16 protein-coding genes are annotated in these 24788 nt (G+C 68.1%); 8 read left to right on the top strand and 8 right to left on the bottom strand.

Annotation, left to right across the window (positions count from 1 at the left end; translation table 11 throughout):
* Nucleotides 1-233: 233 nt before the first annotated feature.
* Nucleotides 234-3758: a protein kinase gene (locus QHF83_RS38895; protein WP_282423130.1), complete on the bottom strand. Its 3525-nt coding sequence runs from the start codon at nt 3756-3758 to the stop codon at nt 234-236.
* 185 nt (nt 3759-3943) lie between these two features.
* Here QHF83_RS38895 and QHF83_RS38900 point away from each other — a divergent pair, with 185 nt between their 5' ends.
* Nucleotides 3944-5308, top strand: a complete 1365-nt coding sequence (locus QHF83_RS38900; RefSeq protein WP_282423131.1) for a cation:dicarboxylase symporter family transporter — start codon at nt 3944-3946, stop codon at nt 5306-5308.
* Here the strand turns inward: QHF83_RS38900 and QHF83_RS38905 are convergent.
* On the bottom strand, nt 5213-5647 hold the full coding sequence (locus QHF83_RS38905) for an acyl-CoA thioesterase (RefSeq protein ID WP_282423132.1): 435 nt from the start codon (nt 5645-5647) through the stop codon (nt 5213-5215). The genes QHF83_RS38900 and QHF83_RS38905 overlap by 96 nt on opposite strands.
* 144 nt (nt 5648-5791) lie before the next feature.
* Here QHF83_RS38905 and QHF83_RS38910 point away from each other — a divergent pair, with 144 nt between their 5' ends.
* Nucleotides 5792-6301: a MerC family mercury resistance protein gene (locus tag QHF83_RS38910; RefSeq protein ID WP_282423133.1), complete on the top strand. Its 510-nt coding sequence runs from the start codon at nt 5792-5794 to the stop codon at nt 6299-6301.
* 313 nt (nt 6302-6614) lie between these two features.
* On the opposite strand, the gene QHF83_RS38915 is transcribed toward QHF83_RS38910, so the two are convergent.
* The 3 genes from QHF83_RS38915 to QHF83_RS38925 all read right to left on the bottom strand — a co-directional run bounded on the left by QHF83_RS38915 (nt 6615) and on the right by QHF83_RS38925 (nt 11479).
* The gene (locus QHF83_RS38915) at nt 6615-7319 is read right to left on the bottom strand and encodes a hypothetical protein (RefSeq protein ID WP_282423134.1); all 705 of its coding nucleotides are present in this window, start codon (nt 7317-7319) and stop codon (nt 6615-6617) included.
* Between the two features lie 232 nt (nt 7320-7551).
* The gene (locus QHF83_RS38920; protein ID WP_282423135.1) at nt 7552-8394 is read right to left on the bottom strand and encodes a hypothetical protein; all 843 of its coding nucleotides are present in this window, start codon (nt 8392-8394) and stop codon (nt 7552-7554) included.
* Nucleotides 8395-8686: 292 nt separating this feature from the next.
* Complete coding sequence (locus tag QHF83_RS38925) at nt 8687-11479, bottom strand: right-handed parallel beta-helix repeat-containing protein (RefSeq protein WP_282423136.1); 2793 nt, start codon at nt 11477-11479, stop codon at nt 8687-8689.
* Between the two features lie 213 nt (nt 11480-11692).
* On the opposite strand from QHF83_RS38925, the gene QHF83_RS38930 reads away from it, so the two are divergent.
* The 3 genes from QHF83_RS38930 (at nt 11693) to QHF83_RS38940 (ending at nt 15986) form a co-directional block, all read left to right on the top strand.
* Entirely contained in the window at nt 11693-14863 is a 3171-nt protein-coding gene (locus QHF83_RS38930) for a fused MFS/spermidine synthase (protein WP_282423137.1), read from the top strand.
* Nucleotides 14864-15103: 240 nt separating this feature from the next.
* Nucleotides 15104-15475: a response regulator gene (locus QHF83_RS38935; RefSeq protein ID WP_282423138.1), complete on the top strand. Its 372-nt coding sequence runs from the start codon at nt 15104-15106 to the stop codon at nt 15473-15475.
* A gap of 121 nt (nt 15476-15596) precedes the next feature.
* On the top strand, nt 15597-15986 hold the full coding sequence (locus QHF83_RS38940) for a chemotaxis protein CheD (protein WP_282423139.1): 390 nt from the start codon (nt 15597-15599) through the stop codon (nt 15984-15986).
* Nucleotides 15987-16363: 377 nt separating this feature from the next.
* Here QHF83_RS38940 and QHF83_RS38945 read toward each other — a convergent pair whose 3' ends face one another.
* Entirely contained in the window at nt 16364-18028 is a 1665-nt protein-coding gene (locus QHF83_RS38945; RefSeq protein ID WP_282423140.1) for a chemotaxis protein CheA, read from the bottom strand.
* A gap of 130 nt (nt 18029-18158) precedes the next feature.
* Here QHF83_RS38945 and QHF83_RS38950 point away from each other — a divergent pair, with 130 nt between their 5' ends.
* Both QHF83_RS38950 and QHF83_RS38955 read left to right on the top strand, forming a co-directional pair.
* Nucleotides 18159-18659, top strand: a complete 501-nt coding sequence (locus tag QHF83_RS38950) for a chemotaxis protein CheW (protein ID WP_282423141.1) — start codon at nt 18159-18161, stop codon at nt 18657-18659.
* A 1-nt stretch (nt 18660) separates the two neighbouring features.
* The gene (locus tag QHF83_RS38955; RefSeq protein WP_282423142.1) at nt 18661-19593 is read left to right on the top strand and encodes a protein-glutamate O-methyltransferase CheR; all 933 of its coding nucleotides are present in this window, start codon (nt 18661-18663) and stop codon (nt 19591-19593) included.
* Nucleotides 19594-19876: 283 nt separating this feature from the next.
* Here QHF83_RS38955 and QHF83_RS38960 read toward each other — a convergent pair whose 3' ends face one another.
* Nucleotides 19877-21676 (bottom strand): methyl-accepting chemotaxis protein, encoded by a 1800-nt coding sequence (locus tag QHF83_RS38960; protein ID WP_282423143.1) that lies wholly within the window; start codon nt 21674-21676, stop codon nt 19877-19879.
* A 407-nt stretch (nt 21677-22083) separates the two neighbouring features.
* On the opposite strand from QHF83_RS38960, the gene QHF83_RS38965 reads away from it, so the two are divergent.
* Nucleotides 22084-22836 carry a glucose 1-dehydrogenase gene (locus QHF83_RS38965; protein WP_282423144.1) on the top strand — a complete coding sequence of 251 codons (753 nt, stop codon included), beginning with the start codon at nt 22084-22086 and terminating at the stop codon, nt 22834-22836.
* 48 nt (nt 22837-22884) lie between these two features.
* On the opposite strand, the gene QHF83_RS38970 is transcribed toward QHF83_RS38965, so the two are convergent.
* Entirely contained in the window at nt 22885-24753 is a 1869-nt protein-coding gene (locus QHF83_RS38970) for a hypothetical protein (RefSeq protein WP_282423145.1), read from the bottom strand.
* Between the last annotated feature and the right edge of the window lie 35 nt (nt 24754-24788).

Consider the following 24788-nt stretch of genomic DNA (forward strand, 5'->3'; position numbering starts at 1 on the left):
GATGAACTGCGCGATGCGCAGTTCATCGAACAGGCCGTGGCAAGACCACGAGCGACGTTGCCAGTTGAAACAGCAGCGCTGCCCTACCTGGTAGCAACGCTTTCCCTGTCGACAGCGCGCATCGCGCGCTGTCGCCCCGGGTCCAGCGCTTGCGCTGGTCCGGGTCCAGGGGTGGACAACCCCTGGTCGGGGTCCGGGGTGAAACCCCGGCGCCGCGCCGTGGCAGCCCGCGCTCAGGGCACCAGCATGTTGCCGGTGAAGTGTTCGACCGTGTCGGGTACGGATCGGGCGATCCATGCTCGCAACGCTTCGGGCTCGCGGGGTAGATCGTCTGGCCAGATGCGCACGGTGCCGTCGCGGCCTACGGAGACGGCCCAGCTCCCGTCGGGTGCGATGTCCACGTCTCGCACGACGCCTTCGTGTGTGCCGAGCACGCGTCCTTCGCCGATCGCGAGGTCCCAGAGCCGCACGGTCTTGTCGTCGCTCCCCGTCACCAGTGCTGCGCCGTTTGCCGCCAGCGCGAGTGTCCGGATTGGACCGTTGTGGCCGCGGAGCACGCTGCGGATCGTGCCTGTCGCGACGTCCCAGACGCGCACGGTCGCGTCCTCGCCCGAGCTGAGCAGCGTCTCGCCGTCTGGCGTGAACGACAAACCCACCACGCGATATCCGCTCGCGTCGTAGGTCCGCGGCGTGGCTGCGTCCTCGTCCCAGAGCCGCAGCTTGTGGTCCAGGCAGCCTGTGGCGAGCACCTTCCCGTCGGGCGAGAATGCGACCGACTCCACCGCCTCTTCATGACCCTCGAGCACGCGGCTCTTGCCCGTCGCGACGTTCCAGATGCGCGCCGTCTTGTCGTGGCTGCCTGTCGCCAGCCTCGATCCATCCGCGGAGAACCCGAGCGCGAGGACCGACGCTTCGTGCTGGCCGATCGTGCGCATCTCCCCGGAGTCGACGTCCCAGACCGCCACCTCGCCGGTCGTGTGACCGATCGCGATCGACGCTCCGTTCGGGGAAAACTCGATCACCGGCGCCCGCGCGCCCTCCGTGCGCGAGGCTCGGATCTCGTGCCCTTGCGTGTCCCAGAGCCGCACCGTTCCATCCTCGCCTGCTGTCGCGAAGACATCCCCGCTCGGCGAGATCTCCGCGTGGATCACCCGGCCCACGTGCCCTGCCAGCGTCACGGGCGGCCCGCCGCCGTCGCCTCGCGCCGGCCATAGCTGCGCCAGGCCGTCGGCCCCGGTGGACAGCACGCGCTCGCCGTCGGGTGAGATCTCCACCTCGAATGCGGACCCCTCGTGCTGACCGATCACGCGGCCTGGCGTCGTGTCGAGCGGGAAGACACGCGCCGTCCCGTCCACGCTCGCGACCACCAGGCGCGTCCCGTCGTCCGAGAACAGCACGTCCGACACGTTGTCGCGCATTCCGACGAACCGACGCCGCTCCCCGGTCGCGAAGTTGACGAGCCGCGCCGCGTGATCGTTTCCGCCGTACGCGAGCATGCGCCCGTCGAGGGAGAACGCCATCGCGAACACCGAGCCGTCGTACGTGGGCAGCGTCGTGGCCGCGCCTGTCACGAGATCCCAGATCCGGATCGTCCCGTCCAGCGCGGCGGTCGCGAGACGCTTGCTGTCGGGCGCGAAGGCGAGCCGCAGGATGGCCGAGGCTTGTCCTTCGAGCTTTCGCGGCACGTCCTTCTTCTGGGTGTCCCACAGCCACACCGTCCCGTCCGGACCGCCGGCCGCGAGCATTCGTGAATCCGGCGAGAACCCCATCGGGAACCGCGGCAGGAGCTGCGCCGTCGCGTCGTGCACGCGCATCTCGGGCAGCGTGAAGGACTCCCCCGTCGTCCGATCGAACAGCGTCAGGACCCCGCTGTCCCCTGCGGTCACGAAATGGCGCTCGTCCGGCGAAAAGGCACCTTTCCGCGTGATGTTCGGATTCGACGCGAGGACGCGGTGCGCGCCCGTCGCCACGTTCCAGACCCGCACGGTCCAGTCGTTTCCGTGGCTCACGACCTCCTTGCCGTCTCGCGACGGAAGGGCGAGCTCGATGGGGCGCGTGTGCCCGCGCAGCGTGGAGATTTCGGCGCCCGTGCTCGCGTCCCAGATACGAATCGTCCGGTCCTTGCCCGTCGTGAGCACCCGCTGCTCGTCCGGGAAAAACGCCACGACCCAGACCTCGTCCTCGTGCCCGCGGAGCTCGATCGACGTGCCCGTCGTGAGATCGTAAATGCGCGCCGTGTGATCGTCGCTCGCCACGGCGAGGCGCTTGCCGTCCTTCGAGATATCGACCCGATTGACCGCCCCTTTCTGATCCCGCAGCACCTGCGCTGGCCCGTGCACCCAGGCGTCCGCGGCCACGATGCGCGCCGAGCTCCACAGATCGAACGTCGGCGACAGCGTCTTCAGCCATGCGAGCGCCTCGTTCGGATCGCGCAGCACGGCCGCGCGGGCCTGCACCAGCGTGAGCACGTCGGCGTGCGCGACGGCCCTTTGCTCGGCCTCCACCGCTTTTTTGCGCGCCTCCTCCGCCATCGCGTGCTCCCGCGTGACGTGATCCCGCTCCTTCCAGACCTTCGTGAAAAAGAGCCCCGCGGCCGTGACGAGCACGCAAGCCGCCGCCGCCGCCACCGACAGGGCCGCGCGGTGCCTGCGCGCGAACCGCCACGCCTTCTCGCGGGTCGTGTACTCGTGCACGCCCACGAGCTGCCCCGCGAGAAACCGCCGCAGATCCTCCGCCAGCGCCTTCGCCGTCGGATACCGCGCGGCCGGATCCCGGGCCATCGCCTTGTCCACGATCGCCAGCAGATCCAGCGGGATCCCGCGCTGCATCCTGGGCAGCGGCGTCGGCGGACCTTCGAGCACCCGCTGCAGGATCTTCATCCCATTCACGCCGGCGTACGGCGCGCGCCCCGCGAGCAGGTGATACAGGATCGCCCCGAGCGCATACACGTCCGCGCGCTCGTCCACGGGCTCGGCGGCCGCTTGCTCGGGCGGCATGTACGCCGGGGTCCCCATCACCGAGCCCACCAGCGTGATCCCGTCGCCGAGCGTCGCCTCGGAGACGGGGCCCGCCTCGTCATCGCCCTCGGCGCCCGGGGTTTGCGTGACGTCCACCACGGGCTCCGAGAGATCTTTCCCGAGACCCCAGTCGATCACGAGCGTCTCGCCGTGCGCGCCGACGAGCACGTTCGCGGGCTTCAAATCACGGTGGATGATCCGTTTTTCGTGCGCGTACGCGACCGCGTCGGCCACCGCGAGCACGTGCGTGAGCAGCGGCAGACGCTCGTCGATCGTGCGGGCGCCGTCGATGATCTCGGACAGAGGGCGCCCGGAGACGAGCTTCATCGAATAAAATGGTTCGCCCGTCGGCCAGCGCCCGGCCTCGTAGACCGGAACGATCGACGGGTGCTGCAGCCGCGCCGTGAGCAACGCCTCGCGGACGAACCGGTCTTCGGCGGACGTGCCGGTGTCCATCAACTCTTTCAGCGCCACCCGCCGATCGAGCCTCTGATCACGCGCCGACAGCACCCGCCCGATCCCGCCCTGCGCGACCTCGCACTCCACCGTATAACTCGACCGGTCGACGAGCGGCAGCTGCGCCGCGCTCCACCGCCCCGACGACGGCACGTGCGTCGTGAGCCCCGACGGCGCCTGGCTCGTCGAGAGCGGGCCCGCCCCGGCGCCGAGCGTCCGGGGCGCGCTCGTCGCGGGCTGACCTCCCTCCGTCTCCCCCGCTCCTCGCGATGGCTCCCCGTTCATCGCCTGGTCCTCTCCGCGACGCACCCGCGAAATAGGGGCAACCATGCCACCATGCTAGCCCTCGCGCAGGGGGCTCACCATGACAATTGACGGCGCTCCGGACCCGCGTGAAGACACGAGGTGCCATGGGGGAGCAAAAAAGCCACGTCGTAGGAGAGCCACCCAACCGACGAGTTCCGCTCTACGTGCGCGTGCTCGCCGGTGTCGTCCTCGGCATCGTCCTCGGGCTCGTCTTCGGGGAGCGAAAGTACCTCTTCGGTCGCATCGGCAACGCCGAGCTCGGCCGCCTGGGGCTGCTCGTGGTCAAGCTCCTCAAGGCGCTCGCCGTCCCGCTCGTGTTTTTTGCGATCCTCGACGCATTCGTCAAGACGGACATTTCCCTCAAAAAGGGGGCGCGGCTCCTCGTCATTTGCGCGGTCAATGCGACGGTGGCGCTCGGCATCGGCCTCTCGATCATGAACGGCTTCACGCCGGGCCGGCACCTCTCGGGCACCGTCTCCGAGCTTTACCGGCTGGGCGCCGCGCCCTCGGACGCGGCCGCGCAGGAGCTCCTCGCGGCCTCGAAAAAGGGCAGCCTCGGCTTCCTCGACAACCTCTCGAGTTACGTCCCGCGGAGCCTCGTCGATCCATTCTCGGAAAACAGCGTCATCACCGTCGTCCTCCTCGGCCTGCTCGCGGGCCTCGCGCTCCGGCGCGCGCGGGCGCGGCGGACCGAGGGGACCGAGCAGGGCTTGACGGTGATCGAGCAGGGCATTGGCGGGGTGTATGCGATCCTCGTCGAGGCGCTCGATATCGTGGTGAGCATCGTGCCGATCGGGGTGCTCGGGGTCGTCGCGGACGTCGTGGGCAAGGCGGGGCTCCGGGTCTTCGAATCGATCTGGATCTTCCTCGTCACGGTGCTCGCGGCGATGGCGCTGCATTCCCTCGTGTATTACCCGCTCGTCGCCTGGCTCGTCGGAAAAAAGCCGCCGCGCGTGTACCTCGGGATCGGCGCGGACCCCATCTTGACGGGCCTCTCGACGAATTCGAGCCTGGCCACGGTGCCCGTCACGCTGAAGGCGCTCGATCGCATGGGCGTCTCGCCTGCGTCGGCGCGCCTCGCCGCGTGTATCGGGACGAACCTCAACAACGACGGCATTCTCCTCTACGAGGCGATGACGGCCGTCTTTTTGACGCAGGCGGTGGGGATGCCGCTCGGGCTCGGCGGCCAGGTCACGATCGGGCTCGCGTCGGTGATGGCGGCGGCCGGGATCGCGGGCATTCCGGAGGCGGGGCTCGTCGTGCTGCCGCTCGTGCTCGGCGCGGCGGGGCTGCCGGACGCCTTGATCGCCACGGCCATTCCGCTGGTCATGACGGTCGACTGGATCATCGCCCGCGTTCGCTCGGGCGTGAACGTGATGAGCGACATGCTCGTCGCCGTGCTGCTCGACGTGGGCGACGGTGAAAAAAAAAGCTCAGGCGCCGCGCCCGACGGCGGCGGGGAAGACGTCGCGGATCTCCTGGGGAATGCGGGTGGGTCTCTGGGTGGCGGTCGCGACGAAAGCCCATGAGGTGACGGCGCGGGCGACCTCGACGCCATCCGACGCGCGCACGAGGCGGGTCTTGCGCTCGCACGTGGCGGCGCCGAATTTCGCGATGTGGGTGCGGACCTCGATTCGATCGCCCTCGAACACGGACGCGAGGTAATCGATCTCGTGGCGCCGGACGACGAACACGGCGCCCGCGCGCAGATACGCCGCCCTGTCCCAGCCGACGGCCTCGGAATGGGCCTTGGCCGCGTCCTGCACCCAGCGCACGTAGACGACATTGGAGACGTGCCCGAGCTCGTCGATGTCGTCGGGAGCGGCGACGACGGGGAACACGTATTCTTCGGAGGAGGCGGCGCTCATGGAGAGCGAACCTTCCGCGAACGGCGACGAAAAGCAACCGCCATCGTCGGACACTCCGCTTTCCCCTGGATTTTCCGGCTCCCGTCTTTCACCTCGCGCCCGTGATGGCATTGCATCGACGGGTCCCGGGGTCATGATCGGATCGTGGACGCCCGAACGAGCCTACCCGAGCACGCCGAGAGACATCACGAAGGTTGCTGCGGAGGCCACCACCGAAAAGCGCGGGCCACGAAGCGCGGCCGCTCGTCGCTGCTCGGCGCGGCGCTCCCCGTGCTCGCGTGCGCCGTGTGCCCGACCTGCCTCGGCGCGTGGGCGCAGGCGCTCTCGGCGGTCGGCGTCGGATTCGTGGTGAGCGAGACGCAGCACCTCGTTTTGCTGGTCGCCGCGGTCGTGATCACGCTCGTGGTGAGTGTCCGTCGTTATGCCCGCTCGCGGCGCACGGGCCCGCTCGCGCTCTCGCTCGTCGGCTCGGCCGGGCTCGTCGCGAGCCACGCGCTCGGCGAGATTCAGGTCCTCGCGTGGACCTCGATTGCCGTGCTCGTGGCAGCGTCGATCTGGGCGGAGCGCGCGCGGCCGCGCACGTCGGACCATGGGAAGGAGCCCGAGGCGCGGGGCGCAATCCGAGGCGCCGAGGTCCCGGCCGGCGTGGACTGACACGCACGCTCGCGCGCCGCTGCCTCGACCCCCGAGGCACCGGCCTTCAACCTGCCCGACGCCGCCTCGGCCGCGAGGCGCGCCCCGCGCTCCCGCGCGCGAAGGCCTCTGCCGCCGAGCCCGTTCTCGCCGCGGCGTCCGTCCCTCCCTCAGGGAGCGAGCTCACATTTTCCGGGTTGCCGAGGTCGTCCTCGGCGGCCGAGGCGACGCTGATCCAAGTTGCACGGCGCTCCCTCGGCGCCGAGGGGGTCGTCGGCCATGCTGCGAGCATGGGACAGGGCCCGCGAGGGGCGTAATGTCCACGTGACGGCTGCTACCTGGGCGAACCAGGCTGCGCGCGCTCGTCCGACACGCCCTCGGCTCGATGCACCTCCGCGAGGTCATCGAAGATCTCAGGCATCATCACGACCTTGCCGAGCGGCTTCAGGATTCCTTCGACGATCGACTTCGTCGCCGAGTACCGCCGCAGCCATTTGACGCGAGCCGCCTCGGTCTCGGGCGTCGCCTCCCTGCGATCCACGCGCGCCTTGCGCACGCCTTCATTGAGGGCGCCGAGCGCGTCCCTCGTCGCCGCGACGTGCTGCGCCCAGTTCGCGTATTCCGGCAGGCTCGCCTTGTGCTTCTCGATCGCGGTGAACGCATGGTCGAGCGCCGCCGCGAGCTTGACGGGCCTGCGCCGGAGCACGGTGCTCATGTTCTCGTGCTGGAGGATGTCCGCCGCGATGGCCGCGCCATTCTCTCTCGACTCGGCGTACGCCACGAGCCGCCGGATCACGCCCTTGGCGTTGGCCACCACGTCCGGCTTCCCCTCGACCGGCTTGTACGTCACCGCGTCGAGCGCGCCGGCCTTCCTCAGCACGACTTCCATTGTGTCCGTCTCCACCGCGAGCCGGTCCGCGGTGAGCTTGACGAAGCTGTCCGCCTCGGTGTCGAGGCCGATGACGAGCGCGAGGATCTGCGCCACGGCAAACCGGCCATAAGCGAGGGTCTCATATTGATCAATATAGGGATCTGCCATGCGGGGGAGCATCGAGCGGGACGGGCTCGAAGGGCAAGGGTGTCGCGTAACAGTTCGGAAGGATACTGGAATGTGGAGGGCGGGAGTAGCGGGCGAGCGGATGGGGCCTTGTCAAGGGAAAAGAGAAGGCGTCCGTACGTGGCCGCTGCTCCCGCGCCCGCTTCAGGATGGAAGGGGCCTGCCCGCCGTCAGGGGTGGGCGCGGAGAGCACCGCGGGCGAGCAAGGGCGAGGTCACTCGCAGGTACCGTTCACGCACGAGTTGGAGCAGCAGTCGCTGTTGGTCCCGCAACCCATGTACTTGAGCGCGCAGCAGAAGCCGTCGCTGCGGCAGTCGTTCCCGCAGCAGTCCGCATCTTGCGTGCAATCCGCGCGTCCTGCTCCGACGCACTCATGGCACGCCCCGTTGATGCACGAGTTGGAGCAGCAATCGCTGTCCTGCGTGCAGGAGCCGCCCTCCTTGCACGTTGCGCAGAGGCCGTTGCGGATGCCCGTGGTGCAGCACCCCGATTCACCGATGGCCGGCATGCCCTCCGGGATGCAGCACTTGCCATTGGTGTTGCAAATGGTGCCGTCCACGTCCGCCGCGCAGCAGTCCGAGTCCTTGTCGCAGCCCCAGTCGCCAATGTAGATGCAATGGCAGGCACCCTGGTAGCAATAGCCAGTGGTTCCCACGCAGCAGTCATCGTCGGACCCACAGGCGCCACCGGGAGGCTGGCAGCATCCCCCCGAGCGGCAATCGCCTTGACAGCAGTCGTTGTCTCCGCCGCACGCGCTCTGCGTCAGCGCGCACGTCGCGCAGACACCGTCCCAGCACACGTGGCTGTTGCAGCTCTCGCTCTCGCCATCGCCATGGGTGCACGGCGCACCGTCCGGGAGGCGACACGTGCCAATGGTGGCCGGAGCGGTGATGTAACAGGCGCCACCGTTACAGCAATCCGCATCCTTGGTACACCCCCAGTCCGTCGTCGCCACGCACTGGCACGTGCCCCACCAGCACTGGTTCGTACAGCAGTCGGCGTCGATGCCGCACGAGTTCCCCACGTCGGTGCAGAGAAGCTGCTCGACGCTTGCCACGTTCTCATTGGCCTGCGGATCGGACACTGGCGCACTGTCGCAAGCGCTGATGATGGCAGCGCAAGACGCGAAGAGCGCCACGATTTTCAAAATAACGTTGCCTTTGGACACAAATTCCTCCATGCGACCTCGGTCGAGGACGCGGGGCCCCACATACACAAGTGAAACCCATTGGTCAAGATGTACTATGTGCTGAGTTACACGACCAAACTACACACCGGTGCACTGTCTCGAGAGGCGGAGGCCCGAACAGGCGCCGGAGTGGACGAGGATCCGCCGGTGAACGAGCGGGTCACGGGGCGGGCACGGGGCCGGGCGTATCGACGACGGGCTGCGGAGCCTGGAGCCCCGCGCTCTTGGCGCCGCAGCTTTCCGTAGGCGTCGGGCAGCCGCACTTGTTGTCGTGGCTGCCGTCGAAGGACCACGTATACCCCAGGGCATTCTCGCCGTTCAAGTCGAACGCGTGGCAGGCGAGCTCGCTCGAAACGAGCTGAATGGCGCTGCCGAAGTTTCCGACGCCGGCCCGGGCGTTGTGTTCGATGCGGCTCTTCGTGATCGCAACCGAGGACGGCAACGCTCCGAACTTCGAGACAGACGCCTCGTCCACGCTCGCCACGATGCCGTCACCGTATTCTTCGTACTGGTTGGGTTTGGTCCCGCGCACGAGAGCCGACGTGATGGTCACGTCCGAGTGCACCACGAAGATGCCCGCTTCGTGATTGCCCTCGATGACGGAATCGACGATGCCGACGTTCGAACGCGCCCCGGTATACGCGGCGGCCTGCACCTGGACGCCACGGCCATGTCCCCCCATGGCGTTCATCCGGGTGTCTCGCACGATCGTGCCCTCGATCTGGGCATCCGAGCCGATCACGAGCACACCTCCATTTTGGTTGTCGTGGAGCAAGGACGCGCGCACGACCCCCTTGGTTCGATTCGTCGGATCCACGCTGGATCCGAGGGAGATACCTGCGCCCTCCCCGGCGCCATTGTGACCGTTCTCGCGCACCACCGTCTGCTCGATCACGATGTCGGACTGCGTGGCGAAGACGCCGAACAGCTCATTCTGTTCAATCAGGGAGGCGCGCAAAGTCACGTTCGAACGGACGCCGGTAACGAGGTCGCTCTGCACCTGGATGCCATTGCCCAACCCCTCTCCGAGGGACTTGGTATCACGAAAGACCGACGTTTCGACGAGCGCGATCGCGTCCGCGATGAACAGGCCCATATCGGGGTTGCTCTCGATGCGCGAGGCGCGCATCGAGACGTTGGCGCCGTCCTGCACGACCATCCCCCAGCCTCGGTCTTTGCTGCCCGCGATCAGCGTCTCCCGTACCACCGTCGACTCCATCGTCAGGTCCGAATCGTTCACGAACGCGCTCACGTCTGCGTTTTGCTCGAGGAGCGACGCGCGCACCGTGACGTTCGACCGCTGCCCCGCTCCGGCGCTCTTCAGCACCTCGAATCCTCGGCGGTTGCCACGCATGACGACACCGTCGACGGTCGCATCGGATCCGACGATGTCGATACCGATGGCCTTGTTGCTGCTGACGACCGAGTCGCTCATCACGACGTTCGATCGATTCTCCGCGTCGCCGAGAACGACGACCCCGTGTCCGGGTGCGCCCAGGGTCTCCCGCACCCAGGTCCCCTGCATCGAGGCGTCCGAGCGTTGCACGAAGACGCCGTAGGTGTGGTTTTTTTGGACGATCGAACGGTTCACGTGTACGCTCGCGCGCTCGCCGTTGCTCGCGTCCAAGGCAAAGACGCCGAACCCGGCCTGCCCGTTCGCCAGAGGCTGCGTTCCTCGCACGGTCGTCGCGTCCACCGTGGCATCCGAGCCGATGACGACGATGCCGGCTTCGTGGTTGTCCTCCACGACCGAGCCGGTCAGCGTGGCGTGGGCCCGCGCCTGCGACGTGGAGCTCTGGGCCACGACTCCGACGCCCCGCGTCCCGCTCCCACTGGTCAGCGTCCCTCGGATCACCGTCCCCTCGACGAGCAAATCGGAGCTCCCGACGTAAACGCCGGCCTCACGATTGCCATCGAGGATCGACCGACGCAAGGTGACCTGGGACGGCGTCGCGCCGTCATCGTCGGCATTGACGCCCCGCCCGAAATTCCCACCGCCATTGGCCCTCGTCCCGCGCACCTCGGATTGCTCGACCGTCACGTTCGCCGCTTCCGCGGACACACCGATCATGGTGGCCCGCTCGACGAGCGATTGCACCAGACGAACCTCCGTCCCGGTCCGTGCTTCGACGCCGAAGTCGCCCGTATCGTGGATCCTGATCTGCTCCAGCACGACGTTGCGCGCGTCGTTGTACACCGCGACGCCTCGCAGCGGTCCCGTGAGCGAGACGCCGCGCACCCCGCTCGTATCGGCCGCGCTTCCGGAGATCACGACCGCCGCGGACTCGCCGAGGATCCCCTTGATCTCCACCAGCGCCGGGCACCGCCCCCAGACATTCACCGCTTTGCCCTGGATCGTCACGGGACCCGTATACGTCCCCGCCGCCACCGCCACGATCGCCCCCGTCGCGGCCGCCGTCACGCCCGCTTGAATCGTCTTCCACGGCTTCGCCTGCGTCCCGTCGCTATCGTTCCCCGGATAAGCCGCATTCACGAACTGCGTCGTCGCCTCGACCGGGATGTCTCCCCAATCCCCCGCGCCGCACGACGAAACCTCGCGGCACGCCGTATCCCCTGGCACGGCCATCATCCCATCGGGACAACCTTCGGGCGGCAAGATCGCCTCACACCCACGATTGCCATCCGGCACGAACCCCGGCGCGCACATCTCCGGCGGAATGCCCGCCGGCGCGCAGCCTCCCCCTTCCTTCTCCATCTCCCCCGGCGGACAGGCCCTATCGGGCGGCAACCCCGCCGGCGCGCATCCGCCTCCAGGCATCTCCCATTCTCCCGGCGGACACGCCATATCCAGGGGCGGCCCCGGCGACAGGCAGTGTCCGTCCTCGAGCAACGCCTCTCCCGCTGCGCAGCTCTTCGCCGGCGGCACGGGCGGAGCCTCCGGATCGTCCGAGCATCCCCCGAACGCGAGCAGCACGAACAAAACCGCGAGCACCAGGTGTCTCGAAGCAAGACGCGGCGAACAGAGCATCGCTTTTCTCCAGGAGCGCCTACGAGGAAACGGCCGCGACCGATCGTATCATGGCGCTCCTTTCGGAAGCATGACGGACGCACCCCTCGCCGCCGGGGAGCGCCATGGGTCGGTCGTCCCGCTCCACTCCCGCTTCCACCCCCTCGTGATCCCGATCTAGGATGCGCGCCCCACCCGATGACCCAGCCACGCCCCTCCGCGCCGAGCTCCTCGGCCCATCCGCTCAAGGTCGCGCTCTTGCTCTTCGGCTCGGGCCTCTCGGCGCTCGTCTACCAGACCGCCTGGCAGCGCGAGCTCCGCCTCGTGTTCGGGTCCTCGACGGCGGCGAGCGCCGCCGTGCTCGCCATTTTCATCGGCGGCGCGGGCGCGGGCAGCTTGCTCTTCGGCAAGCGCAGCGACGCCTCGCCGCGGCCGCTCCGCATGTATGGGCGGCTCGAGCTCGCCATTGCCGCGCTCGCGGCCGTGAGCCCGTTCGCGATCGATCTCGCGCGCGTCGTGTATCGCGCCGCCGGCGGCACCTTTTTGCTCGGAATGACGCTCGGCACGGCGCTGCGCCTCGCGCTCGCCGCCCTCGTGATCGGCGCGCCCACGGTCCTCATGGGCGGCACCTTGCCCGCCGCCGCGCGCTCGGCCGAGAGCCAGACCGATACACAAAGGCGCGCCGTCGGCTGGCTTTACGCGGCGAACACGCTCGGCGCGGTCGCGGGCGCCACGCTCTGCACGCTGCTCCTCCTGGAGACGCTCGGCACGCGCCGCGCGCTCTGGGTCGCCGCGCTGCTCAATGCGATCGTCGCGGGAATCGCGCTCCTCGTGGACAAGCGGCTCGCCCCCATGACCGAGGAGCCGGCCGTCACGACGAACGAAAAGGAGGGCGCGGCGGCCAGCCCCGCGAGCTTGCCGCCGCGGTTCGTGCTCGCATTCGCGGCGCTCTCGGGGTTCCTCTTCTTCTGGCTCGAGCTCGTCTGGTATCGCCTCCTCGGCCCGCTGCTCGGCGGCACGGTGTATACGTTCGGCGTCATCCTCGCCGTCGTGCTCCTCGGGATCGGGCTCGGGGGCCTCCTGTATCCGATTCTTTTCCGCAAGCGCGCTCCGTCGGCGCGGGGCCTCGCGCTCACGGCGGCGCTCGAAGCGCTCTTCGTGGCCATTCCTTTCGCGCTCGGCGACCGGCTCGCCGTGCTCGCGCTCGCGGTCCGGCCCGAAGTCGGCGCGGGCCTCTTCCATTACGTGCCCGGCTGGATCGCGCTCACGGCCATCATGGCGTTTCCCGCTGCGCTCGTGGCCGGCGTGCAATATCCGCTGCTCGTCGCGCTCCTCGGCGAGGGCCGCGCACGCGTGGGCTCGCACCTCGGCACCGTGGGCGCGCACAATACCCTCGGCGCCATGGTCGGCTCGCTCGCCGGCGGTTTTTTCCTGGTCCCCTGGCTCGGCGCCCTCGGATCCATGCGCGCCGTGGTCTTCGGGCTCCTCGCCATGGCCGCCGGCGCGGCCTTCTTCGCGTTCCGTGTCCCCGCATTGCGGCGCATGATCGCCGCCCCCGTCTCGGCCGTCCTCGCCTTCGCCGCCATTCTCTCGCCCGGCCCCTCGGCCGTCCTCCGGCACACGCCCATCGGCGCGGGTCGCGTCGATCGGGTCTTGCTCGACACCCCCGCCTTCACGCGCTCCTGGATCGAGGACGCCAAGCGCGCGATCCTCTGGCAAACCGAGGGCCGCGAGGGCAGCGTGGCCATCGACGGCACCGACGGCATCGCGATGGTCGTCAATGGCAAAATCGACGGCAACGCGCGCGGCGACGCCTCCACGCAGGTGATGGGTGGCCTGCTCGGCGCCTTGCTCCACCCCGATCCGAAGCACGCGATGGTGATCGGCTTCGGCACCGGGAGCTCCGCCGGATGGCTCGGCAAGGTGCCCGCGATCGAGCGCGTGGACGTCGCCGAGCTCGAGCCCTCCATGCTCGAAATCGGCCGCCGCTGCGCGCCGGTGAACGAGGACGTCCTTTCGAACCCCAAGGTTCGTGTCCTCCTCGGCGACGCGCGCGAGATCCTCCCGACCGTGCCGGCCCAGTACGACGTCGTCTTCTCCGAGCCCTCGAACCCCTACCGCGCGGGCGTCGCGAGCCTGTTCACGCAGGAGTATTACCGCGCCGTGCGCGGCCGACTGAAGCAGGGCGGGCTCTTCCTGCAATGGGTGCAGATCTACGAGATCGACGAAGGCACGCTGCGCACGATTTACGCGACGCTCGCCTCGGAATTTCCGGCGGTCGAGACGTGGTATCTCGGCTGGAGTGATCTCGTCCTCGTCGCATCCGAGGCGCCGCTCGTGCACGATCCGGATCTCCTCCGGACGAAGCTCGCCGCGGAGCCTTATCGGCGCGCGCTGTTGAATGCCTGGCGCACCGAGGGGATCGAGGGGCTCTTCGCGCATTACGTCGCCGGCCCTCCGTTCGCGCGGACCCTCGCCGACGTGCCCGGCGCGCTCTTCAACACGGACGACCGAAACCGCGTGGAGTTCGGCTTCGCGCGGGCCGTCGGCAATTTCGGCTCGGTGTCCACGTTCTTCGAGCCCGTCCGGCGCCGCAAGGAGGATCGCCCGACGCTGAAATCGGGCACGCTCGATTTCGTGCGGGTCGCGGAGGACCGCGCGGCCCAGGTCACGGGCGACGGCTCGGACCCGGCCATGCCCGAGCACCTCACGCCCGACGCCGAGGTGCGCGTGCAAGCGCTCGTCAATTACGCGGCCGGCAACCTCGAAGGCGCGCTCGCGAAATGGGCATTCCAGGAGCAAGCCCCGATCGGCCCGGTGGAGACGACGCTCGTCGCCGAGGGGCTCGCGTGGAAAGGCGACGACGCCGTCCTCCCGCTGCTCGATCGGCACGCCCGTGATTTCCCGATCGAGGCCGACGTGATCCGCGCCCGCTACGAATACGCGAAGGGCCGGCGCGCCGAGGCCGTGAAGCTGCTCGAAAGGGCATTCACGGCCTACCGGCACGATCCCTGGCCCTCGACGGTGGTCATGAACCGGGCCATGGACCTCGCGCGTGAGCTCGGCCAGAGCGCGCCAGCGGACGCGCGGCGCCTCTTCACGGCGCTCGATACGCCATTTTCGGTGCTGGTGCTCGAATCGACGCGGAGGAACGTGCGGGTCGATCTCTCCGAGGTGCTCCCCGAGGAAAACGCGTGCGTGGCGGCATTCGCGGCCCTCGAACCGCACCCGCCGTGGGACGAGCGAATGCTCGGTCTGCGGCGCGATTGTTATGCGCGCTTCATGCACCCGCTCGCAGCGGAGGCATCTCGCGCGACGGAGCGGCGTGCGGCGTGCGTGGGATGGCGCGGGTGGCTGACCTGTCTATGACCCGTTCGTCCGCGGAGGAAGCGCGGTTCGACGGGGTCGTGAAGATGCTCGGGCGCGCGATCGAAGGTCAGGCCAAGCCCTGAGTCCTTCCTCGCGCACAGCAGGGACATTCCGGCCCGTGTGACCCGCCGTGACATTGCTTTTTGTCTTGACGGGTCCACGCGGTTCCCGTCTACTCGGTTAGGACTACGCGCGCTGTCCCACGTTTCAGCGACTCATCCGCGGTGATGGAGAGTGTGCATGCCGGCGCGAAAGAAGATCCTGCTCATCGACGACTCGGAGATCACGCTCGGAGTCGAAGAAATCATCCTGCGGCGCAGCTACGACATCGTGATGGCCAAGGATGGCGAGGAAGGCGTCCGCAAAGCGCGCGCCGAGCGGCCGGACCTCATCCTCTGCGACGTCGTCATGCCATCGATCGATGGCTTCGAGACCTGCAGGCGGCTCCGTGCAGATCCCCTGACCGAAGCCGTGCCGATCATCCTGGTCACGAGCCAGTGCAGCGAGGGGATGATGGTGAACGGATTCGAAAGCGGCTGCTCCGATTACGTCACCAAGCCCATCCAGCCCGTCGAGCTCCTCGAGAAGGTCAAAAACTGCATCGGTGATTAGGATCCTGGAGCCCGGCATGTCAAAGCCGCCCCCCATACCCCCCGGAACCCCGCCGGGCTCCTCTCGTGCGCAAAAGTTCCTCCCTCCCGGCGATCTCTTCACATCCCCGGAGCCGACGATCGTGACGACCGTCGTCGGCTCCGGCGTGGCCATCTGCCTCTTTCACGCCGGCCGACGCACGGCAGGGCTTTGCCATTACACGCTGCCCCTCTGCCCCCAGAGAACCGCATCGTCCGCGCGATTCGGGAATTCGGCGTTTCGAGCGCTGATGGCGCAGCTCGAGGAGCTCGGATGCACGGCCGAAGGCATGGCCGCGCGGGTCTTCGGAGGCTCGAACATCAGCCTGCACGCCTCCCCCGTCCGATCCCTCGGCGATGAAAACGTCGCAGTCGCGCTGAAGCTGCTCGAGACCACCGGGATCGTCATCGTGGAGCAGAGCGTCGGCGGGAACAAGGGGCGGCACATTGCCTATTGCACCGACGACGGCACCGCCGCCATTCGAACGCTTTGAGCCTCCATCAGCCGCCTGAGCATTGGTCTCATCTCGAAGCGCTGCGCTGGGGCGTTGCCCCAGGCCCCACCAGGGGCTATCCGCCCCTGGACCCGGACCAGCGCAAGCGCTGGACCCGGGGTCGATGAACTGCGCTTCGCGCAGTTCATCGAACAGGCCGAGGAACGACCTCTGCCAAGCAAGACGGCCGCGCTGACCTTTTCATGGGCAACGCTGTCTCTGGTCTTGCCACCGGCCGTTGGAGGAACTGCGCGGAGCGCAGTTCTTCCACCCCGAGTCCAGGGCTTGCCCTGGTTCGGGTCGAGGGGCGAACAGCCCCCGCGGGGTCCGGGGCGGCGCCCCGGCGAAGCGCCTCCCGGATGAGACCAATGCTCAGCTCAGCCGCCGGGCTGCGCCCGTTCGCCCAGGGCCAATGCATGGCGGCAAATGTCCGGAATGCTCAAGACCAGGGCGACCCTTCCATCCCCCAGAATCGTCGAGCCGGAGACGCAAGGGACGTGGCCGAGGAAGGGCCCGAGAGGCTTGATGACCGCCTGCCGCTCGCCGAGGACGGCGTCCACGACGAGGCCGAGTGTCGTCTCCTCGTGCTGGACCACGACGACGTGCTCGCGCGCGGGCGCCGCGCCGGAAACCTCGAAGAGCGACCGCAATCGCAGGTAGGGCAATACGGTGCCGCGCACGTCGAGGAGGCCCACGGCGTCCGATTTGCTTCGTTCGGCCGCTGGGAAATCGAGGCACTCGCTGACGGCCTCGATCGGAAGGACGTACGTCGTCCCCTCGAGCGCGACACCGAACCCGTCGATGATCGCGACCGTGAGCGGGATGCGCAGGGTGACGGTGCAGCCGTCGCCCGCGCGGCTCTCGATCCGCAGCGTTCCCCGAACGGCCTCCACGTCCCGACGCACGACGTCCATTCCCACGCCCCGCCCCGAGGTCTGGGTGACGGCGCGCGCGGTGGAGAACCCGGGCGTCAAGACGAGACGAACCATCTCCTCGTCCGAGAGCTCGGGCCGCTGCGTGACGTGGCCCGAAGCGATCGCTCGTTCGAGGATCTTCGTACGGTCGAGACCGGCGCCGTCGTCGACGATCTGGACGACGACCGCGCCCATGTCGTGACGCGCGCGCATCACGATGCGCCCGCACGCGTCCTTCCCCTTGGCCACGCGCACGCGCGGGTGCTCGATGCCGTGATCGACGGCATTCGAGACGAGGTGAATGAGGGCGTCGCGAATATGATCGACGATCCGGGTATCGACCTCCGCTCCCTCGGCCTCGACGACGAGGTTCACGAGCTTGCCGCTCGCCCGCGCGAGGTCCCGAGCGATGCGCGCATACCGCCGGAACACCTCGTCGAGACGCACCATCCGGGCCCGCATGATGAGGCCCTGGAGCTCGCGATAAGGACGATCGGCCTGCTCGTGCGCCTCGCGCAGCTCGTACCCCGTGGCGGGCGTCTCGCCGTCGAGCAGCTCCGTGAGCCGGTTTCGTGCGACGGCGATCTCCCCGAGGAGCGTGAGCATCGTATCGAGTTTGTCGAGATCGATTCGGAGTGTACGTGGCCCCGATTCCGCGCCGCGGGCCGGCCCGACGACCCCGGAGCTCGAGCTCGGCCCCGTCGAAAGCCCCTCTTCGCCGCCTGGAGGCGGCGGCGCCGCGCCCTCGACGGCACGGCCGAGCCGCGCGCGCACGGAGAGAGATTGGACCGCGAGCGCTTCGCTGCGCGACGTCGGCGCCTCGACCATCTTCCGCAGGACGTCGACGCTCTCCAGAAGCAGCGTAATCGGTTCGTCCTTGGGCGAGAACGAGCGCGCGCGCATGCGCTCGAGCGCGGTCTCCATGGCGTGCGCGAGCTCGGCGACGTGAACGAAGCCGAGCGTCCCGGCGTCTCCCTTCAACGAGTGCACGGCCCGGAAGACCCTGTCGAGCACCGCGCCGTCGTCGGTGCTCACCTCGCGGCCGAGCAGATCGTCCTCGATTGCGTCGAGGCTCTCCTTCGACTGACCGAGGAATCGTTCCACGAGCGCTTCGAGTTCAGCGTCCATGCCGCGTCCAAGCCCGCGGGAGCATGCCTCGGGCGCGAATGTCTGTCAACGGACCGACGCCGATCGCGCGCACGTGGAACTTGACGGACGTGGCTATTTTCGCTTTGCTGACGGGATACGGAGGTCTCTCATGGGAGACGTCGAGCAGGCGGGCACCTCCCAGTACATCTCGTTCCACGTGGCGGGGGGCGAGTACGCGGTGAGTATCCTGGGGGCCCGGGAAATCATCGAATATACGGACATCACCCGCGTGCCCATGATGCCTCCGGCGATCCTGGGCGTCCTGAACCTGCGCGGGCACGTCGTGCCCGTGGTCGATCTCGCGGAGCGGTTTGGCATGCCAGCTTCGACCATCACCCGCCGGACGTGCATCCTCGTCGTGGAGACGCACATCGACGGGGCCCTCACGAGGGTGGGGATCTTGATCGACGCGGTCGGAGACGTCCTCGAGCTGCACGCGAGCGCAATCGAGAAGGCCCCGCCCTTCGGGACGAAAATGAGCCTGGATCATCTCCTCGGGCTGGGGAAGGTGGACGGGAAGCTGGTTCTCTTGCTCGACATCGATCACGTCCTCTCCCCGGACGAGCTCCTCGCCGCCCGTTCCCTCGAGCCAGCCGCCGCGAGCACGTGACGTGAATTCGTCACACGATGCGCCGCCGACGGGGCTGTTCCTTTCGATCCACGACGACGAATTCAAGCTGTTCCAGGAGCTCGTCCGCCGGCACTCCGGGATATCCCTCGGCCCCCACAAACGCCCGCTCTTGCTCTCCCGGCTCGCCCCCCGGCTGCGGGCGCTCGGGCTCCATTCCTTCGCCGAATACCACCGTCGTGTGACCGGCCCCGGGGGACAGGAGGAGCTCGAGCGAATGCTCGATTGCATCTGCACGAACGAGACCCGCTTTTTCCGGGAGCCCCGGCAGTTCGAGCTGATTCGCCGCACCCTGCTGCCGGAATGGACCTCACGCCTCGGGCAAGGACGGGCCGCAGGCACGGCGGCGACGGTCCCCGCGACCTACCGGCGGCTCCGGGTCTGGAGCGCGGCATGCTCGACCGGCGAAGAACCCTATTCCCTGGCCATGACGCTCCTCCATGGCCTCGCGCCGCTCCCTCCAGATCCACGACTCGCGATCGAAATCCTCGCCACGGATCTCTCGACCCGAGCGCTCGATCGAGCGCAGCGGGCGATCTATCCCATCGAGCGAGCCCCCGAGATCCCGCACGACTATTTGCTCGCCTACATGCTCCGCGGCCAGCGCTCGCACGCCGGGGAAATGAAGGCAGGCCCAGAGCTCCGAGCACTCGTCACATTCCGCCGGGAAAACCTCATCCAGGTCACGTCCCAGAAGCTCGGGCGTTTCGATCTCGTCCTCTGCCGCAACGTGCTCATCTATTTCGACGCGGCAACCAAGGCCCTGGTCCTCGACCGCATCGTCGATTGCCTCAACCCCGGCGGCCATCTCTTCCTGGGTTATGCCGAGAGCCTGAATGGCCAGGTGCGCGGAATGGTGAACGTCGCGCCCTCGGTCTACCGACGCGAAGCTCCCAGAGGGTGCTCTGTAGCGTAGCGCTGGGGCTTTGCCCCAGACCCCACCGGGGCTATCCGCCCCTGGACCCGGACCAGCGCAAGCGCTGGACCCGGGGTCGATGAACTGCGCAATGCGCAGTTCATCGAACAGGCCGAGGCAAGACTGGCAACGCCGCTCGTGGTCTTGCCACGGGCCCGTCGGATGAACCGCGCATCGCGCGGTTCATCCGCCTTCGGTCCAGGCCGTGCCTGGTCCGGGGTGCAGGGGGCGGACAGCCCCCTGCTGGGGTGCGGGGCAAAGCCCCGCGCACGCGCCCACTTTCTCAGAACCGCGTGAAGTCATCGTCGGAGCCTGACGCCGACCGAACGCTTCCGTTTCCTCTCGTGCCCGAGACGACCGGCCGCTTTTGCAATCGAGCTGCGGGCCCGCCACGGGGGGCGCTCCACTTCGCGTCGTACGCGCGCGGCGACTTGGGGAGGCGGACGTCCTCCAGACCCACGACGGTGAAGAATGCCACGAGCTCCGTCAGCATCTCGGCCTGCGTCGCCAGCTCCTCGGCGGTCGAGGCCAGCTCTTCCGACGATGAGGCATTTTGCTGGGTGATCTGGTCGACCTGGAACATTGCCTGGCTGACTTGCCCCACGCCGTCCGATTGTTCGCTCGACGCGTTGGCCACGGATTGCACGAGGTCCGCCGTCCTCCGGATCGCTGGCACGAGATCCGTGAGGAGCTGCCCGGAGCGCTCGGCAGCGCGTACGCTCGTGAGTGCGAGGCTGCTGATCTCCTTGGCCGAGGTCTGGCTTCGCTCGGCGAGCTTTCGGACTTCCATGGCGACCACAGCGAATCCCTTGCCGTGCTCCCCTGCCCTCGCGGCCTCGATCGCCGCATTGAGCGCGAGCAGGTTCGTCTGGTAGGAAATGTCCTCGATGATCGAGATCTTGTCCGCGATGACCTTCATCGCGTGAACCGTATCCGCGACGGCTCTCCCGCTCTCCTCCGCGTCCTGCACGCCCTTCAGCGCCATCTGCTCCATTTGCCGGCTGTTGTCGGCGTTTTGCTTGATCGACGCGCGAATCTGCTCGAGACGCGCCGTGGTCTCCTCCACGGCGACCGCCTGCTCGCTCGTCCCTTGGGAGAGCGTCTGCGACGTCGCGGAGACCTGCACGGCCGCGCCTGACGTCGCGGCCGCGCTCTCGCGGATTTCACCGATGATCCGCGAGAGCTTGTCGACCATCTTCCGGAAGGAGCTCCCGAGCACGTCCTTGTCCGACCAGGCTTTCACCTCCACGGTGAGATCACCGGACGCGATTCGCTCGGCGGACGTCGCCGTGTCCTTGAGCGAATCGACCATCGTCTTCATGGCGGAGATCATTCGCCCCGTCTCGTCCTGGCTCGTCGCTTGCTCGACCTCGGGGAGCTCGCCCTTGGCGATCTGGGATGCGGCGGCGACGGCGGACTCGATGGGCTTCGTGATGGCGCGGGTGAGCATGATACCGAGCGTCAGGGCGACGAGGAACGCGGCGACCACGATGCCGAGGACGAAGGACCTCGACTTTTCGTACACGCCCATGGCGTCTGCCGCTGCGCGGTCCATCTTCGCGAACGCTTCATTCGAGAGATTCTCGACGTGCTCGTCCACGTTCCCGGCGAGGGTGCGCGCCTCGTCGAGACGCTGGCTGGCCTCCTTCGCTTTGCCTTGCTGCGCGAGCTCGATGACCTGCGCTTCCACGCGCCGCAGATCCTCGACTTGCGTCTTGATGTCGGCGGCGCGGCTCTTGCCGTCGCTCGAGGCGTGATCCTGGTAGCTGTCGAATTCTCTGTCGAATGCGGCGCTGTACTTGGAGTAGCCGGAGGTCCACTTCGGGATGGCCCCCATGTTGCCGGTGGCGCTCTCGATGACGACGTTCCGGACCATTCGCGCTTCCTGCACGAGCTGGGTGTTCGCGCCTCGAAGGTGCGCCAGGCTCACCGCGTGCCGGTCGTGGAGATCGGTCAAGAGCTCGGCCATCGTGGCCATTCCGCGCAAGCCCTGGTAGCCGACCGCCGCGGCGAGGCCGGCGATCAACACGAAGCCGAACATCAGCTTTTTCGTGAGCGAAGCATCCCGAAACGCTGCGAGCATGGTTCACCCTCGCGCCGGGAGTGCGAGCCAGTGACGCACGGCCCCCTCCCCCCGGAGATTCCAATCATGGCAGATTACAAGCTTTCGATTCGGAGGGCAAGATCTCGCGAGGTCGAGGGTTGTTACACCCCCTTCCCGACGCCCGCGTCATGTCCTGGATCGCCGAACCCTGACGCTCACCCCCGCCCCCTTTCCTTCGCGATACGCCTTCCGATGCCACGCGAATGCGATACGCAAGTAATGGCGGGCAGCGCGTGGGCCACCACGCGCATCGGCCTCCGAGCGCTCGAAGCGCACCACACCAAACCCGCGCGGAGTCGAGCACGGTTCGTCCGCCGGAATTGCATTGACCTGGACACTCCCGCGGAGTATGCGACGTTTTGGGGGCGTGAAAAGGTGGAATACGCATGCTTCTCAGGGATAAGGTGATCATCGTTACCGGGGCGACGTCGGGCATTGGCGAGGCGACGGCGCTGGAGGTCGCGCGTCAGGGCGCGAAGGTGGTCGTCGCCGGCCGCCGCGAGGAGAAGGGCGAAGCGCTCGCGGCGCGCATCCGCGACGAGGGCGGCAAAGCGCTCTTCGTGCGCACGGACGTCTCGGTGCCCGCGGACATCGAGGCGCTCGTGGCGCGCACGCTGCAGGTCTTCGAGCGTCTGGACGGCGCGTTCAACAACGCGGGGATCCCCGGGCCGCTCGGGCCGCTCGCGGAGCTGCCCATGGACGAATACCGAAAGCTCATGGCCGTCAACCTCGATTCCGTGCTGCTCTGCATGCAGCACGAAATCCGCGCCATGCAGAAGACCGGCGGCGGAGCCATCGTCAATTGCGCTTCCATCCTGGGCCTGGTCGGGGCGCAGACCTTCGGCGCGTATTCGACGGCCAAGCACGGGCTCATCGGCATGACCAAAGCCGCGGCCGTGGATTACGCCGCCGCGGGGATCCGCGTGAACGCGGTGCTGCCCGGGCCGGTGGAGACGGAGATCTGGAACCACGTGAACCAGGGCGACCAGATCTTCGCGGCATTCACGCAGGGCGTGCCGATGCAGCGTTATGCGCGTTCGGAAGAGATTGCGCGGCCGGTGGTGTTCTTGCTGTCGGATTGGTCGTCGTACGTGACGGGCACGTATCTGGCCATCGACGGCGGGTACATGATCCGCTGAGAAGGCCCACGCCTCCTCGGCCCTCTCCGCGGCCGTAGCCCCCGCGCTTCAGCGCGACGTTTTTCCGAGCCCCGCGAGCGCCTTCGTCGCCGGCGCTGCCACATCACCTTTCATCTCGGCGAGCGCGAAGAGCACGCCGCGCTCTTTCATGAACGCGAGCGCCGCGATGATCCCGCGACGGTTCGCCGCATCGGTTTGCGCCGCGCGGAAGAGACGGTAGCGGAGCACGGGGCGCGTCACGGAGTGCGGTCTCCAACCGAAACTGACGCCCTCGAGCCCCGCGGCGACGGCATCACGCACCCACGTCTGACGTTCGCCGCGCACCACCACGTCCGCGGCCTCTTCGGCGCGCGTCGCCCAGCGGAGGACGTTCGCAAACGTTGGATCCTCGTCCGTGACGTGGGCCGTGCCGTTCGTGAGGGCCATCTTGATTTGCTCTTTTTCCGGCGCGTCGAAGCCGTCGATGGTCGAGAGCAGCCGCGTCATGGGGCCGGAGCCGCCGAGCAGGAGCGCGATCGCCGCATCGACGCGCAGCCCCTTGTCGCCGAGCTTCGCTGCGAGCCTCGCCTGCGCCGCGCTCTCCAGCGCGATCAAGCCGAGCCCGTAGGCCATGGAGCGCCGCACACCGCCGAGCATCGCGCTTTCGAACAGATCGACCATATCCATGGCGTTGCCCGCCGCGGAGCGCTCGGTGAAGACGGACGCATAACAACCGGCGATGAAGTCGGACTTGGGCCCGCCCGTCGCCATCTGCGCCTTGATCTTCGGGATCAGGCTCGCTTTTGCCGCGTCGTCCGTGCACCACGCGAGCGCGTCACAAGCCGCGAAGCGCGCCTCTTCGTGCCAGGTCGTGTCCTCGATGAGCTTCATGAGGGGTTGCGCCGCGCGCGGATCCGCGAAATGGGAGAGCCCCTGGGACGCGCCGACAGCGAGCGCTCGCAACGACAGACCGAGCATTGCGATGTCGTTCGTGGTCAGCGCGTCCTGGGTGATGTCGAGCGCGGGGTCCTTCTTGCGTTCGAGCTGGGCCAGGAGCTTCGGGAACGACGGCTCGTCGTGGAACATCCCGATGTATCGAAGGCCGGATTGTGCCAGCCCGATTGCGGCGGGAATGGGTGGCTCCGCCCCTCTCGCCGGGAGCGGCGTCCTCGGGAAGGCCCATCCGCGAAGGAGACCGAGCCCCTTGGTGGATCGAATCGCGGCGAGGAGCTGCACGCCATCATGAGGCGGCTCCGGCGTCTCACGGACCCACGCGATCACGGAGTCCTCGACCGCCGCCCGGATCTCGTCGACTTTGTCCGGGTGTATCGCCGCGAGGTCGCCGAGGAGGCGCGCCGCTCGGATGCGCTGAAACTCGGTGCGGGAAAGGTGGCCACTGCTATCCGCCTCCCACCAGCGCTCCGGGTTGTGAATTTTGGTCGGCTTGTACTTCATCCGCTCGCCGAGCAAACGCACGGCTCGGAGGTCGCCTATCTCCGCGAGCCGAGCGCCGACCACGCCTTGCCAGTGTATCGATGGCTTTTTCGCCTCGACCCAGGCGAGGAGCGGATCGGCGCTGCGCGGGTCCGCGAGCTCGCCGAGCGTATCCATGACGAACATCGTCCCATAATGCGTTGCCTCCGGGGGCGTGGACTCGACGGCATCGAGCGCGCGGACGACGCCCGGTCCGCCGAATCGGTCGCCGATCGCGACGACCTGTTCCCCCCATTCAGGATGCTTGGCGCCCCGCAAAGCCTCGAGCAGAGGCTCGATCCGCTCCACAGGCGGCGGCGCTTCCGCCGCAGGGCTCGCCGTCTCCGGCGGCGCAGGCGCGACGACCACGGGCGACGGGGGCGTGGTCCTCGGCGGCGGAGGGGGAGGTGCTGCGGAGCAGCCGAGGAGAAAGGAGAAAAGGCCGATGGCGCGGCGCTGAAACACGGCTCCACATAACCGTGTTGCGCGGAGGATGCAAT

Source organism: Polyangium sp. 15x6, from assembly GCF_029960785.1.
Taxonomy (GTDB): domain Bacteria; phylum Myxococcota_A; class Polyangia; order Polyangiales; family Polyangiaceae; genus Polyangium.

Coding starts and splice junctions, on each gene's coding strand:
- QHF83_RS38905 (WP_282423132.1), bottom strand. CDS start 5,647: ATGAGCGCCGCCTCCTCCGAAGAATACGTGTTCCCCGTCGTCGCCGCT.
- QHF83_RS38895 (WP_282423130.1), bottom strand. CDS start 3,758: ATGAACGGGGAGCCATCGCGAGGAGCGGGGGAGACGGAGGGAGGTCAG.
- QHF83_RS38935 (WP_282423138.1), top strand. CDS start 15,104: ATGCCGGCGCGAAAGAAGATCCTGCTCATCGACGACTCGGAGATCACG.
- QHF83_RS38915 (WP_282423134.1), bottom strand. CDS start 7,319: ATGGCAGATCCCTATATTGATCAATATGAGACCCTCGCTTATGGCCGG.
- QHF83_RS38945 (WP_282423140.1), bottom strand. CDS start 18,028: ATGGACGCTGAACTCGAAGCGCTCGTGGAACGATTCCTCGGTCAGTCG.
- QHF83_RS38960 (WP_282423143.1), bottom strand. CDS start 21,676: ATGCTCGCAGCGTTTCGGGATGCTTCGCTCACGAAAAAGCTGATGTTC.
- QHF83_RS38965 (WP_282423144.1), top strand. CDS start 22,084: ATGCTTCTCAGGGATAAGGTGATCATCGTTACCGGGGCGACGTCGGGC.
- QHF83_RS38930 (WP_282423137.1), top strand. CDS start 11,693: ATGACCCAGCCACGCCCCTCCGCGCCGAGCTCCTCGGCCCATCCGCTC.
- QHF83_RS38950 (WP_282423141.1), top strand. CDS start 18,159: ATGGGAGACGTCGAGCAGGCGGGCACCTCCCAGTACATCTCGTTCCAC.